Below are 14325 nucleotides of genomic sequence, written 5' to 3' on the forward strand. Positions count from 1 at the left end.
TAATCAACTGTATGTCAATTACATCTTTACTTTTATTATTCCTGCAGCAACAAAAAACCCTTTCATTTTGAAAGGGTTTATACTATCGTTTCGCTAAGGTTAACCTATATTGTAATCATCAATTTTGCGGTAAAGCGTCGTAAGTGCAATACCTAAAAGCTCCGCAGTCTTTGTTTTATTTCCGTTGGTATAATTCAGCACCTTTTGAATATGCAGTTTTTCAACACTTGCCATATCGAAAGCAGAAAGTTGTTTGTCCCCTTTTATGGGAACCTTATTCTGAAATTCGAAAGGAAGGTTATCTAATGTAATTTCAGTGCCGGTAGCAAGTATTACACTTCGTTCAATAATGTTTTTCAATTCCCTGATATTGCCATTCCAGTTATGTTGCTGAAGCGCTTCAATACTTTCCTCGTTTATTTTTGAAATACGTTTATTGGTTTTAGCCGAAAAAGTCCGGAGAAAGAAATCTGCTAAAAGCTTAATATCAGAAACCCGCTCCCGCAAAGGCGGCAACTGAATCTGGAAAACCGAAATCCTGTAAAACAAATCCTCCCTGAATGTACCTTGCTGCACCTCTTTTTGGAGGTCACGATTCGTGGCCGCAATAATTCTTACATCAATATTCGTAGGCTTTGTTTCTCCCACCTTAATGAAAGACCCCGTTTCAATTACACGCAGTAATTTGGCCTGCAGTTCCAATGCCATTTCGCCTATTTCATCTAAAAAAATAGTACCATGATTGGCTTCTTCAAAAAGCCCTTTCTGGTCTTTGGTAGCCCCTGTAAATGAGCCTGCTTTATGGCCGAACATTTCGGCCTCCAGTAAATCCTTACTGAACGCCGCACAATTGATGGCCACAAAATGTTGTTTATTTCGGTTACTTTCCTGATGAATTGCCTGTGCAAAAACTTCCTTGCCTGTGCCCGTTTCACCCGTTAATAAAACCGTTGTATCTGTTGCTGCTACTTTCTTTGCAAGGTCAATAGATTGCAAAATTGCTTTTGATTTTCCTATGACATTTTCAAACGAATATTTCTTTGACAGCTGGCTTTCCAGTTGCTCTACCCTTTTGGATAAAGCTACTTTCTCGAAAGCGCGATATAATAATGGAATGATTTTATTATTGTCATCCCCTTTCGTAATATAATCAAAAGCCCCGTTCTTAATAGCCTGCACACTATCCGGAATATTGCCGTAAGCAGTCAGCAATATGATTTCGATATAAGGAAACCGGTCTTTTATTTTCTTTACAATATCAATACCATTGCCATCCGGCAATTTTACATCACACAATACAATGTGAATATCATTTTGTTCCAGTTTCTTCAATGCCGTCTTGCAATCACCCGCCTGTACTACCTCAAATCCTTCAAGGCTTATAATACGAGCCAACAAGGTTCTTAGTTTTTCTTCATCATCAATAATTAAAACCTTTTTCAAAATCCGATATTATTTGTTGCAGCAAAATTAGGCATTGTAACAGGATTGTGATGCTGTTGTGTTTTTAAAACAATTTATGCTTCAAATAAAAAGGCGAAGCATTACAGCTCCGCCCTTCAAAATATATTTAAACAACCTTACAGAATAGACAACGGATGTCCGCTCATCAATAAAGCAATGATTATAAGACCTACAATGATTCTGTAAATACCAAAAACTTTAAAACCGTATTTGGTAAGAAATGTAATGAAAGATTTAATGGCAATCAAAGCAACAATAAACGCAACAACATTACCCACAGCCAACAACTTTATCTGCTCTCCGCTGAAAGAAGCCCCGTGGTCTTTATAGAAATCGTACATCTTCTTTGCTGTTGCCGCAAACATAGTAGGTACCGCAAGAAAGAAAGAAAATTCAGCAGCAGCTTTTCTCGTAAGCTTTTGAGACATACCGCCTATAATAGTTGCAGCAGAACGGCTCACACCAGGAATCATAGCCATGCATTGAAACAAACCAATAATAAATGCCGTCGGATATTTGATATTATCGGCATTATCCTCCGTGTTTTTATTGAAAACCTTATCGATAAATAACAACACAATACCACCCGCAACCAACGAAATAGCAACCGTCATCGGACTTTCCAGTAATTCATCAATCTTATCGCTGAACAAAACTCCGAAAACGGCAGCAGGAATAAATGCAACAATCAACTTCAGATAGAAATCTATCGTCTTAAAAAACCTTTTAAAATACAATACAAGCACTGAAAGTATCGCGCCAAATTGGATAGCAACAGTAAAAAGTTTCACAAACTCATCTTGCTGAATACCCATGATAGAGCTGCCGATAATCATATGGCCGGTAGAAGAAACAGGCAGAAATTCAGTGATGCCTTCAATAATGGCAAGGATAATGGCTTGAATAAATGTCATTGGAATGGTTTGCTGTAAATGAATGTGCAATAATAAAAAGAAAAGAGGTATTTCTTACAAAAGAAGCAACGTTATATTATTTAAACAGCAGCCACCCTGTTATCACATAGGTAAAACAAGCAATATGACATGATGCATTTAACATTTTGTAGATGCACGCTGTTATCTCCTGAATGCACGCAGATAATTCCTTGATGCACGCAGATAATTCTTAAGTGCACGGAGATAGTTCGTGAGTGCACGCAGATAGTTCTTAAGTGCACTCAGATAGTTCCTTGATGCACGGAGATAGTTTTTAAGTGCACGGAGATAATTCGTGAGTGCACGCTGTTATCTCCAAGGTGCACGGAGATAGTTCGTAAGTGCACGCTGTTAACTCCAAGGTGCACGGAGATAGTTCGTAAGTGCACGCTGTTATCTTCTGAATGCACGCAGGTAGTTCCTTGATGCACGGAGATAGTTTTTAAGTGCACACAGATAATTTTCAGATTGCACACATACAGGTGTCCCACACTTTTAAAGTGTGGGACACCTGTATTAAGAAATTAGCACTATGGAATATTAATATACTTATGCGTTTGCAACGAAAGCTGCCATTTCGGATGTTGTTGGATATAATCAATAATCAAAGGCGTCATAGCATCGCGTTTATCCCACTCCGGTTGTAAATATAACTTACATTCCGGCTTCACCTGTGCCGCAAATTCTTCGGCCCAGGCAAAATCCGATTTATTAAACACAATAATTTTCAACTCATTAGCCAGATGCATATTCTCAGGCAGCGGCGCTTTGAATTTTTTAGGTGAAAGCGTTACCCAGTCCCAATTCCCGGTTAATGGACTCGAAGCGGAAGTTTCTATATGCGTACGCATGCCTGCAGCATGTAATACATTCGTAATTGGCACCAAATCATGCATAGAAGGTTCGCCACCCGTCACCACAACAATTTTGCCGGGATGAAGCTCGACCAGTTCCTTCATCGTCTCCACACTCATTTTAGGATGCGCATCCGCATCCCAGCTTTCCTTCACATCACACCAGACACAACCCACGTCACAACCGCCTAATCTTATGAAATAGGCAGCCTGACCCGAATAGAACCCCTCACCCTGTAAAGTGTAAAAGTGCTCCATTACCGGATATTGCACATCTGTATATTCTTGTATTACCGACATTATTTATTTTTTCTCAAAGTTCTTTTCATATCACCCATTCTCCATATCCTGATTCCCAATTGCCTATTCACCATTCACTATCCTCTATTCCCAATTGTCTATTCACCATTCCCCTATTCACAACTCTCAATTGCCTACTCCCAATTGTCTATTCACCATTCCTCTATTCACAACTCTCAATTGCCTACTCCCAATTGTCTATTCACCATTCACTAACCACTAACCACTATCCACTAACCACTAAATCACCTATCCTTCACCGCCAGCAAAGTATTCTTCATCAACGCACAAATAGTCATTTTGCCAACACCACCCGGAACAGGAGTGATATAAGAACATTTTTCCGCAACATTTGCAAAGTCAACATCACCCACCAAACGGAAACCGCTTTTCTTGCTTGCATCGTCAATTCTGTTAATGCCGACATCCACTATGATAGCGCCCTCTTTTACCATATCAGCTGTAACATAATTAGGACGGCCGATTGCTGCCACAATAATATCCGCCTGCAGGCAAAGCTCTTTTAAATTCTTTGTTTTGGAATGCGCTAATGTCACTGTGCAATTACCCGGATTCGTATTCCTGCTCAATAAAATACTCATCGGCGTTCCGACAATATTACTGCGGCCAATCACAACACAATTCTTTCCTGCAGTATCAATATTATAATGCGCCAGCATCATCATAATACCATTTGGCGTTGCCGAAATAAAAGTCGGCTGACCCAACACCATCCTGCCAAGGCTGATAGGATGAAAACCATCCACATCCTTTTCAGGATTGATGGTGTTAATCACCTTCTCCTCTGAAATATGCTTAGGCAAAGGCAATTGAACCAATATGCCATCTATGTCATCATTTGTATTGAAGAAACGGATTTGGTTTAACAACTCATCTTCCGAAGTATCTGCCTCCAGACGAACCAAAGTAGATGCAAAACCAATCTGTTCACAGGTTTTTACTTTAGAAGCCACATAAGTCTGACTTGCAGGGTCGCCACCCACTAATATTGCTGCCAGGTGCGGCGTTTTCTTTCCAGCCTTTTTCCTTGCAGAAACTTCCTCAGCTATTTCCGCCAGTATCGATTCAGATACCAATTTACCGTCTAATAATTGCATGGCGCAAAGGTAAATAATAAAAACCTCGCATAACGATTTTGCTATACGAGGTTTTTTATAATAATATATGATTCTTGTTTATTGTCAACTATTTTGACAATCCATCTCTGAAAATTTCATTCACAATGCAGACTTTAAAACTTTACACCCATTGTCAATGCCACAAGATTATTGCCATATTTCAAGTCAGCAAGGTTAACCGGTGTCTGACGGATACCAAGTTGGTCATTGCTTGCTGTAATGTTCGGATAGAGGAATTCAGCATTTTTCTGGATGCTATGTACATAAGTCAAATCAACAAAGAATTTACCGAAACGGCCACCTACCCCAGCTGATAAATCCATTCTGTCACCCGCAAAATAATCAGCGTTTTTGTAAGGACTGGAATAATAGGCAAATCCTGCACGGGCGCTGAAATTGTCCATTTTGCCTTCTATACCTAAACGGAAATTATGGGTTCCTTTATAAGTGTCTTTTATAGCATTGTTCACGATTCTTTCATAATCATAGTTGTTGGTAAAGCTATACCTCATGGAATTATAAGCAGCATATTCATAATCGGCAGTTATAAATCCGTACTTACCCATGAATGCCGTTGCGCTCAAAACACCTCTCCACGGAGTGCGCAATGAGTAATCATATTGATATATTATCGTATTGTTTGATTGATCAATAGGTTGAACATTGGTATGCGGATCCTTGTCTATTGCCCCTAAAGACGCTTTATATCCTTCCGTGTAAGAATCCATATTGTAGCTGCTCACATCTGAGAATGACGACCATGTAGGTGAATGAAAGGCGCCACCAATTCTGAAATAATCATTGACAACATAAATTGCTCCTAACTTAAAATTGATTCCGATACCCGTTGTAGAAAGATCTTCATCGTAATACATCTCCTGAAAATCATTGTTCGTGTTACCCGTAGCATCCCCTTCATAATAGGTTTGCGTTCTGTCATATTTATAAGAAGTGATACCCATGGTTGCACCCAGCATAAGCTTTTCCATGTAATTGCCTCCTACACTGAAAGCCCATTCGTTAATACCACCCTTGCTTTTCCATTGTTTTGACTGGTTCAGCGAACCTCCTTTCTTAATAATGTTTTCATAAGGAATGGAATTGTAGCCGGTATCTATCAGATAACCTTCATAACCGAAATAACCGAAAGGAGGTACAAAATCAACACCCACGCCATTAACCTTTGCATCTGCGGCAAAACCCTCTGTCATTGAACTTACGGAGTTAGTCCCTTCATAATAACCATGACTATTAAAATCGGCTACGCGATTATATCCTACTCCGAAAGAAAACGCTTTCCATGCACTCTTCTGATAATTTTTACCTCTGTTTGCTGTCGTAAAAACAGCGCCGAAATTTCCTAAAGTCATCTTGGTATTATCGTCGGAAGAAGTAGTTCCGAGATAATTACCCGTCATGTTATTGAACCGTAAAATTGGCGTAACCATTATTTCGGAACTTCTGTAAATACCAATGCCGGCAGGATTAATGCTGAGTGAAGAAAAATCACCACCATAAGACCCGCCTGCGCCTCCAAGCCCCAAAGATCTTGCTGTAGCTGCTCCTGTAACCTGGCTATATCTTAATGCATCTATTTCATTCTGTGCCATTGCTGTTGCCGGAAAAAGAACGGCTGAAGCCAGGATTATGTTCAAGTATCTCATATCAATTGTTTATTTAAAAATCTATAGACAAAATTAAAGGGCTTTCCGTTTAATCGAGGTTAAAAATGATTTTTTAACCCAAATTGACAGTCTGCCGCATATTAACATGCTGATTATTTTTGATGGCAGACGCGAATAATGTCAAAAAGAATTTTATCCTGTCTGCAATTATCATCATGAATTACAAAGCAGGTTTAATATTGTTGTTTTTATTTCCAATGCCTGAAACCCTTTTCGTCAATTAAGGTTGGCAGACAGTGCCCCTTAGATTGCAGGCCTGTTATAGTTTTCGGACTTATAGTTTGTTTTTGATAATATCTTCCACAACAGCCGGGTCTAATAATGTAGAAGTGTCGCCAATATTTCCGGTCTCGCCTTCTGCAATTTTGCGCAATATCCTGCGCATTATTTTTCCGCTTCTTGTTTTAGGTAAACCGCTTACCAATTGAATTTTATCAGGTTTGGCAATCGCCCCTATAAGCCTCGAAACTGTTTGCAGAATATCATCTTTATTAAGTTCATGTACATGTGAGTTTTCTGTTACTACAAAAGCATAAATCCCTTGACCTTTAATAGGATGAGGATAGCCAACCACTGCGCTTTCTATCACGCCCGAATGCATATTGATGGCATTTTCCACCTCGGCAGTGCCAATACGGTGGCCGCTTACATTCAGCACATCGTCCACACGGCCCGTTATTCTGTAATTACCATCCGTGTCTCTGAAACTACCATCTCCCGTAAAATATTTGTTTTCATAAGTAGAAAAATAAGCTTGCTTAAAGCGTTCGTGATCGCCATAAGTAGTTCTTAAAATACCGGGCCACGGAAACCTGATACATAGATTGCCGCTTACAATTGTTTCTCCCTTATCATTTGTAACGGGCTGCGCATCGTTGCCGTTTTCATCAACTAATACCGGTTGTATGCCGGGCAACGGAAGCGTTGCGTAGCTTGGTTTAGAAGGCGTAACGCCTGCCAGGTTTGATATCATGATACCGCCTGTTTCTGTTTGCCACCAGGTATCTACAATCGGACATTTTCCTTTGCCGATATTTTCATCAAACCAATGCCATGCCTCTTCATTAATAGGTTCTCCAACAGATCCCAATACTTTCAGGGAATCTAATTTGTATTGCTTAATAAGATCGGTTCCAAAGCTCATTAAGCTACGAATAGCTGTAGGAGCCGTGTACAAAATATTCACCCTGTGTTTATCCACAATATCCCAAAAGCGGCCTGCATCAGGATATGTAGGAATACCTTCAAAAATTAAAGTAGTAGCGCCTGCAGCTAACGGACCATAAACAATATAACTATGGCCTGTAATCCAGCCTATGTCTGCTGTACAGAAATAAACGTCGCCGGGAGTATATTGAAACACATTTACAAAACTGTAAGTAGTGTAAACCATATAGCCGCCGCAGGAATGCACAACACCTTTTGGCTTGCCTGTAGAACCCGACGTATAAAGAATAAACAAAGGATCCTCAGCATCCATTACTTCGGCTTCGAAATAAGGATTGCCCATAGTTTCTACATTTTTAATTTCATCTTCCCACCACACATCCCGGCCTTTAATCATACTTACAGGTGTATGAGTACGGGTAAGTACAATCACTTTTCTTACAAAAGGGCAAGTAGTCAAAGCATCGTCAATAGTACTTTTTAGCGGTATGTCTTTATTTCCTCTGTAAGCGCCGTCGGCAGTTATAATAAATGCTGCATGTGCATCCTGAAGCCTGTCTGCAATGCTTTGTGCACTAAAGCCTCCGAAAATTACAGAATGAATCGCACCTATACGCGCGCAGGCAAGCGTTGCGATAGCAAGTTCAGGAACCATTCCAAGATATATACAAACCCTGTCCCCTTTTTTAACACCATTATTTCTAAGCACATGTGCAAATTGCATAACCTTAAAGTGAAGTTCTTTATAGGTCAATATCCTGTGCCGTGATTCCGGATCATTAGGTTCCCAGATAATTGCCGGCGTGTCGCCACGATCCTCTAAATGCCGGTCAAGGCAATTTTCGGTAATGTTTAGTTTTCCTCCTCTGAACCATTCAATAAAAGTATCCTTGAAGTCCCAGTTCAAAACCTTATCCCACTTTTGTTTCCAGGTAAATTGCTCTGCCACATCAGCCCAGAAACCTTCAGGATCTGAAACACTTTGCTGATAAGCCTTTTCGTAAGCTTCTTTCGTCTTTATTTGAAACGGATATGACATTGTCTTTTTAAGTTGAAAATTGAAAGGGTAAAAATTAGAAAATATGCTAACCGTAAATGAATCCTTCCAGACACAATTTACGCAATACCTTATTCCAATAATAGGATATTTTCTGAAATTAAATGGAAGAATGGATTCATAAAAATGCAAAATCCGGTTCCAACAGAAACCGGATTTTTAATTTTGCGTTTTGGCTTTTTACTCACATTTCATCAGCAGAGGGGCCGTACATACCGGGAACTTGTATGTCCAGCAATCTCAGATAAACACTTAGCTGACCGCGATGGTGATAAATATGATTGAAGCACATGCCTCTTAATACTGCAATTTTCGGCAATTGAAAAATGATATGTTCGCCGTTACGCAATGTCCATGGCTTCATCAGGTCTTCATCAGACATATTGCGGATTGCAGCAACAGCCTGCTCTACGCCTTTTTCGTGAATATCCAGAAGTTCTTCCGTAGTTGTTATAACAGGCGGTTTGTAATCCATCTTTGAAAAATCCAGTTCATCATCATTCACCACAAGCACAGGCCAGTTGGACAATTCGGCGACATGTACAGCCAGACGCCTTAAAGGCATTGATTTGTTATGCGGTTGCCACTCTAATTTATCTGCAGGAACGCGCTCCAGCATTTTGCGTGTGTTTGCTGCCTCCATAGACAACTCATTTATCAATCCTTGTTTGATATCCATTAGTTTGAATTTTGTTGCAATTACGTGAAATTTAACGAAGATTGAATTATGTGAAAATTATTTTTTGTGAACGCGATTTTCCTGAAAATTGCTATTGTATGATTGCTTTTTCCCTATATTTGCAAGCATACATTAGTTTTGTATTGAAATCTCTATACTACTTCAGAAAGAATCCTGTTTAAAATAATAAGTATAAAACAGGCTATTATTTTTACTATTAAATTTTTTGATGAAATATAATACGACGCGTGAAAAGCTGGTGATGCCCGAATATGGAAGGAATATTCAACAAATGGTGGATTATTTGCGCACCATTGAAGATCCGGTAAAGCGCCAGAAAAATGCCAAGGCTATTATTGAATTGATGGGTGTTTTAAATCCGCACCTTAAAAATGTAGAGGACTTCCGTCATAAGCTTTGGGACCATCTATATCTTATTGCTGATTTTGACCTTGATGTTGAGTCGCCTTACCCTACGCCTACAAGAGAAAAAATATTTAAAAGACCGGAGCCGCTTTCTTATCCGAGTAAGCAAAGACGTAAACAACGTCATTTAGGTAAAAACCTTACGGCTGTTATTGATAAAGCATTAGCCGAAAAGGACGAAGAAAAACGTAAAGGATTTACGCAAAGCATTGCGTATTACATGAAACTGGCTTATACCAATTGGCATAAAGAACCGGTTCATGATGATATGATTCGGGAGGAACTGTCGGAAATGACCAATGGCGAATTGACCTTAGGTGATGGCAATATCAAAATTCGTTTTGATAATAATAACAACCGGAACAATAACAACAAAAAGAATGCCGGTGGTCAGAACAGAAATAACAACAACAGAGCACAGGCTTCGGGAAATAATAATAGCCGCAATAGCAACAATCCAAATAACAGGAATCCGAATAATCCCAATAACAGAAATCCTAATAATCCGAATAACAGAAATAACAATAACAATAATAAAAACAGGAAACCAAGGCCGAATATGTAGGGTGTTGTTTTCACTGAAAATGAATAAGGGATTGACTTTCGGTCAATCCCTTATTCATTTATAAATTGTATTTAAATTGCCATTTCTAAGGCAGGCAAACTTCTTGGTTTTAATTCCTTTACAGCTTTTGCTATTGCAGCAATATGATCCGGCGTAGTGCCGCAACAACCGCCTACAATGTTTATCCAGCCGTTCTTTGCAAAGCCTGCAATAATAGCTGCCGTATCATCAGGCGTTTCATCATATTCTCCCATCGCATTTGGCAGTCCCGCATTTGGATAACAGCTTACATAGCAGGAAGCAATCTGTGCCAGTTCTTCCACGTAAGGACGCATCTGAGCCCCGCCCAAAGCACAGTTGAGCCCGATGCTGACAGGATTGGCATGCGATACGGAAATGTAAAAAGCTTCCAGTGTCTGACCGCTTAATGTACGTCCTGAAGCATCAGTAATAGTTCCTGAAATCATAATTGGCAACTCCGTATCGAATGCATCAAAATATCTTTGAATAGCATACAGTGCCGCTTTTGCATTTAATGTATCAAAAATAGTTTCCACCAAAAGAATATCTGCTCCGCCTTCCACCAAACCTTTAATCTGATCGAAATAAGCATCTGCAACTTCATCAAATGTTACCGCCCTGAAACCGGGATTGTTTACATCAGGAGAAAGGGATAATGTCTTGTTCATTGGGCCGATAGCGCCGGCCACAAATTTCGGGCCTGCATCCGGATTGTCGCTCATATATTCTGCCACAGCTTGTTTTGCCACCTTTGCAGATTCGACATTCATCTCATAAGAAATGCTTTGCATGTCGTAATCAGCCATAGATATAACCTGTGCGCTGAAAGTATTGGTTTCAATAATATCGGCACCGGCATCCAGGTATTCACGGTGAATAGCTTTAATGATTTGCGGTTGCGTAATGGAAAGTAAATCGTTATTCCCTTTCAGGTCGCTTGGCCAATCTTTGAAGCGCTCGCCTCTGTAATCTGCTTCCTGCAACTTATAGCGCTGGATCATAGTACCCATTGCACCATCGATAATCACAATCTGCTTTTGTAATAAATCCGATAATATTTCTTTTGTCGTCATTTGCTCTGAAAATATATTGCAAGTTAAGGCTTGTTGCCTTTTTTAATTATGTAATTTTCTTATGGCCGAATATATAGTTGACTACTCTTAAAGCTTGTCAAACCCAATCGCCTGATAAACTACTCAGCAGCCTTCAATTCCGCTACCCATTGCTCCACAGTCAAAGCATCATCAACATTATAGTCGCCGATTTTTGTTCTTCTTAATGCCTGTAAATAACCGCCGCAGCCTAAAGCAGCGCCAAAATCATTTGCAAGTGAGCGGATATAAGTACCTGTGCTGCATACTACCCTGAAATGAACTTCAGGCAATGCAATCTTTGTAATTTCAAATGTTTTTATCTGAACATCCCGAGGTTCCAGTTTTATTTCCTTTCCTGCTCTTGCCAGTTCATAAGCCCTTTTGCCATCTTTCTGAACGGCAGAATGTATAGGCGGTGTTTGTTTGATATCGCCGGTAAATGCTTTGGTAGCTTCTATGATTTCATCATCCGTCAGGTGTTCAAAAGGTTTTTCCTGTTCAGGTTTTGATTCGAGATCATAAGTAGGCGTAACAGCGCCCAGGTGAATAATACCTGTATATTCCTTCTCCTGTTTTTGGTATTCTGTAATACGCTTAGTCATTTTACCGGTGCAGCATATCAACAAACCGGTTGCCAATGGGTCTAAAGTGCCGCAGTGACCAATTTTGGCTTTCATCAAGCGTTTTATTTTATTAATGGCGTCAAATGAAGTCCAGGTCAAAGGTTTGTCAATCAGTATTACAGCGCCTTCTATTAATTCCTCCTGAGTAGGTATTGCTATCATGCTGCAAAGGTGCGGGAAAATTATGATTTACTAATAATGGCAATCGAGCCCTTAAAACATCAGGATATCGGCATTTGATCAACATTTTTAAAAAAATGAGGTTTTAATAATAATAAAAGCCTGGCTGAATCGGTTATGTTCTGACAATTCTCTTGTTAAAATCATGGGAAAAGCTATATTATTCTTATTTTTGCCTATTGCCATAAAAATTTTTTCATGCGTTTAGATGAAATAACTGCAGGTCCTTTACTGAGCCAGATTGAATATCCTTCCGATTTAAAGAAATTGGACAAGATGCAGTTGCAACAGGTTTGTGATGAATTGCGCCGGTTTATAGTGGATACTGTAAGTGTGAACGGAGGCCATTTTGGTGCGAGTTTGGGTGTAGTTGAATTGACAGTTGCGTTGCATTATGTGATGAATACGCCTTATGACCAATTGGTTTGGGACGTGGGCCATCAGGCGTACGGGCATAAAATCCTGACCGGACGCAGAAAAGTATTTCATACTAACAGAAGAAAAGATGGCATCAGCGGATTCCCTAAAAGAGATGAAAGTGAATATGATACTTTCGGAGTAGGGCACTCTTCCACTTCTATTTCTGCAGCTTTAGGCATGGCCATTGCCAGTAAGTTAAAAGGCGAAACTGACCGCCAGCATATTGCTGTTATTGGTGATGGCGCTATGACTGCAGGATTGCCCTTTGAAGCTATGAATCATGCCGGTGTGAGTGGCGCCAATGTATTGATTATCCTGAACGATAACAATATGAGCATTGACCCGAATGTAGGTGCTCTGAAAGAATACTTAACCGATATTACAACTTCACATACTTATAATAAATTACGAGACGATCTTTGGAAATTGATGGGCAAATTACCTTATGCTGATTTGCAAAGGGATATGGCATCGAAGATTAAAGATGGTCTGAAAGGTGCAATTACAAAATCAAGTAATTTGTTTGAAGCGCTTGGCTTGCGTTACTTTGGTCCTATTGACGGGCATAATGTTACAAAGCTGGTAGATACATTAAAGGATCTCAGAGATATACAAGGGCCTAAGATTTTACACATCAAAACGGTAAAAGGCAAAGGTTATAAACTGGCGGAAGAAGACCAGACGCTCTGGCATGCACCGGGTTTGTTCGACAAAGTAACCGGAAAAATTAATAAAGTAACATACGATACGCCACAAGCACCGAAATATCAGGATGTATTTGGCCACAGCATTATTGAATTGGCCAAAGCCAATCCTAAGATTATGGGCATTACGCCTGCAATGCCTTCCGGTTGTTCGTTGAAATATATGATGGCAGAAATGCCGGATCGCGCTTTGGATGTTGGTATTGCCGAGCAACATGCGGTTACCGTAAGCGCAGGTCTTGCTACGCAAGGAATGAGGGTATTCTGCAATATCTACAGTTCGTTCATGCAACGTGCTTATGATATGGTGATTCATGATGTGGCTATTCAAAATCTGCCTGTTGTTTTTTGTCTGGACAGAGCGGGTATGGTAGGCGATGACGGCGGTACGCATCAGGGTGCTTATGATCTTGCGTATATGCGCTGCATTCCTAACATGATTGTAAGTGCACCGATGAATGAGCAGGAATTGCGTAATCTGATGTACACCGCGCAATTGGAAGAAACAAAAAATCCTTTTGTAATCCGTTATCCCCGCGGACAAGGCGTGATGCCTGAATGGAAAACACCTTTTGAAAAAATAATAATTGGCAAAGGAGAAAAAATAAAAGACGGAAATGATATCGCTATATTAACCATAGGTCATCCGGGTAATTTTGCCATTAAGGCTTGCAAAGAATTAGAAGCAGATGGTATTAATGCGGCGCATTACAATATGCGTTTTGTTAAGCCTTTGGATGAGGCAATGCTTCATGAAATCGGCAAGAAATTCTCAAGTGTTATTACAGTTGAAGATGGTTGTATTCAAGGTGGATTCGGAAGCGCAGTTTTAGAATTTTTCAACGAACATAATTACAAACCTCAGGTAAAAATTTTGGGTATTCCCGACTATGTCATTGAACATGCTTCTCAGGCGCAGCAATATGCTGAATGTGGCTATGATGCTGCCTCTATTGTAAAAGCGGCAAAGGAAATGATGGTTAAGAAAGATAATGAGCTCAGTTTGGTATAA

Annotated in this window: 11 protein-coding genes; 2 read left to right on the top strand and 9 right to left on the bottom strand. The window is 39.9% G+C overall.

Going from position 1 to position 14325, the window contains the following annotated elements; translation table 11 throughout:
- Positions 1–99: 99 nt before the first annotated feature.
- The 7 genes from F0919_RS14810 to F0919_RS14840 form a co-directional block, all read right to left on the bottom strand.
- Positions 100–1443, bottom strand: a complete 1344-nt coding sequence (locus F0919_RS14810; protein ID WP_150033543.1) for a sigma-54-dependent transcriptional regulator — start codon at positions 1441–1443, stop codon at positions 100–102.
- 137 nt (positions 1444–1580) lie between these two features.
- Positions 1581–2378 carry an undecaprenyl-diphosphate phosphatase gene (locus tag F0919_RS14815; protein ID WP_150033544.1) on the bottom strand — a complete coding sequence of 266 codons (798 nt, stop codon included), beginning with the start codon at positions 2376–2378 and terminating at the stop codon, positions 1581–1583.
- Positions 2379–2929: 551 nt separating this feature from the next.
- Positions 2930–3553 (bottom strand): 7-carboxy-7-deazaguanine synthase QueE, encoded by a 624-nt coding sequence (locus F0919_RS14820; RefSeq protein WP_235903515.1) that lies wholly within the window; start codon positions 3551–3553, stop codon positions 2930–2932.
- Between the two features lie 245 nt (positions 3554–3798).
- Entirely contained in the window at positions 3799–4671 is an 873-nt protein-coding gene (gene folD, locus F0919_RS14825) for a bifunctional methylenetetrahydrofolate dehydrogenase/methenyltetrahydrofolate cyclohydrolase FolD (RefSeq protein WP_150033545.1), read from the bottom strand.
- A gap of 134 nt (positions 4672–4805) precedes the next feature.
- A complete protein-coding gene (locus tag F0919_RS14830) occupies positions 4806–6356 on the bottom strand; it encodes a hypothetical protein (protein WP_150033546.1) in 1551 nt (516 codons plus the stop codon).
- Between the two features lie 295 nt (positions 6357–6651).
- Positions 6652–8583: an acetate--CoA ligase gene (gene acs, locus F0919_RS14835; protein WP_150033547.1), complete on the bottom strand. Its 1932-nt coding sequence runs from the start codon at positions 8581–8583 to the stop codon at positions 6652–6654.
- Between the two features lie 202 nt (positions 8584–8785).
- Positions 8786–9280 (bottom strand): DinB family protein, encoded by a 495-nt coding sequence (locus F0919_RS14840; RefSeq protein ID WP_150033548.1) that lies wholly within the window; start codon positions 9278–9280, stop codon positions 8786–8788.
- A 229-nt stretch (positions 9281–9509) separates the two neighbouring features.
- Here F0919_RS14840 and F0919_RS14845 point away from each other — a divergent pair, with 229 nt between their 5' ends.
- Positions 9510–10271 carry a DUF4290 domain-containing protein gene (locus F0919_RS14845; protein WP_150033549.1) on the top strand — a complete coding sequence of 254 codons (762 nt, stop codon included), beginning with the start codon at positions 9510–9512 and terminating at the stop codon, positions 10269–10271.
- A gap of 71 nt (positions 10272–10342) precedes the next feature.
- Here the strand turns inward: F0919_RS14845 and F0919_RS14850 are convergent, their stop codons facing one another.
- Both F0919_RS14850 and truB read right to left on the bottom strand, forming a co-directional pair.
- Positions 10343–11365: a homocysteine S-methyltransferase family protein gene (locus tag F0919_RS14850; RefSeq protein ID WP_150033550.1), complete on the bottom strand. Its 1023-nt coding sequence runs from the start codon at positions 11363–11365 to the stop codon at positions 10343–10345.
- A gap of 119 nt (positions 11366–11484) precedes the next feature.
- Positions 11485–12171 carry a tRNA pseudouridine(55) synthase TruB gene (gene truB, locus F0919_RS14855; protein WP_150033551.1) on the bottom strand — a complete coding sequence of 229 codons (687 nt, stop codon included), beginning with the start codon at positions 12169–12171 and terminating at the stop codon, positions 11485–11487.
- Positions 12172–12387: 216 nt separating this feature from the next.
- On the opposite strand from truB, the gene dxs reads away from it, so the two are divergent.
- Positions 12388–14325: a 1-deoxy-D-xylulose-5-phosphate synthase gene (gene dxs / locus F0919_RS14860; RefSeq protein WP_150033552.1), complete on the top strand. Its 1938-nt coding sequence runs from the start codon at positions 12388–12390 to the stop codon at positions 14323–14325.

It is taken from the genome of Taibaiella lutea (assembly GCF_008629695.1).
Taxonomy (GTDB): domain Bacteria; phylum Bacteroidota; class Bacteroidia; order Chitinophagales; family Chitinophagaceae; genus Taibaiella; species Taibaiella lutea.

Bases quoted from the DNA above. Each gene is read 5' to 3' on its own strand.
- F0919_RS14815 (WP_150033544.1), bottom strand. From the start codon at position 2,378: ATGACATTTATTCAAGCCATTATCCTTGCCATTATTGAAGGCATCACT.
- F0919_RS14820 (WP_235903515.1), bottom strand. From the start codon at position 3,553: ATGTCGGTAATACAAGAATATACAGATGTGCAATATCCGGTAATGGAG.
- folD (WP_150033545.1), bottom strand. From the start codon at position 4,671: ATGCAATTATTAGACGGTAAATTGGTATCTGAATCGATACTGGCGGAA.
- F0919_RS14830 (WP_150033546.1), bottom strand. From the start codon at position 6,356: ATGAGATACTTGAACATAATCCTGGCTTCAGCCGTTCTTTTTCCGGCA.
- acs (WP_150033547.1), bottom strand. From the start codon at position 8,583: ATGTCATATCCGTTTCAAATAAAGACGAAAGAAGCTTACGAAAAGGCT.
- F0919_RS14840 (WP_150033548.1), bottom strand. From the start codon at position 9,280: ATGGATATCAAACAAGGATTGATAAATGAGTTGTCTATGGAGGCAGCA.
- F0919_RS14845 (WP_150033549.1), top strand. From the start codon at position 9,510: ATGAAATATAATACGACGCGTGAAAAGCTGGTGATGCCCGAATATGGA.
- F0919_RS14850 (WP_150033550.1), bottom strand. From the start codon at position 11,365: ATGACGACAAAAGAAATATTATCGGATTTATTACAAAAGCAGATTGTG.
- truB (WP_150033551.1), bottom strand. From the start codon at position 12,171: ATGATAGCAATACCTACTCAGGAGGAATTAATAGAAGGCGCTGTAATA.
- dxs (WP_150033552.1), top strand. From the start codon at position 12,388: ATGCGTTTAGATGAAATAACTGCAGGTCCTTTACTGAGCCAGATTGAA.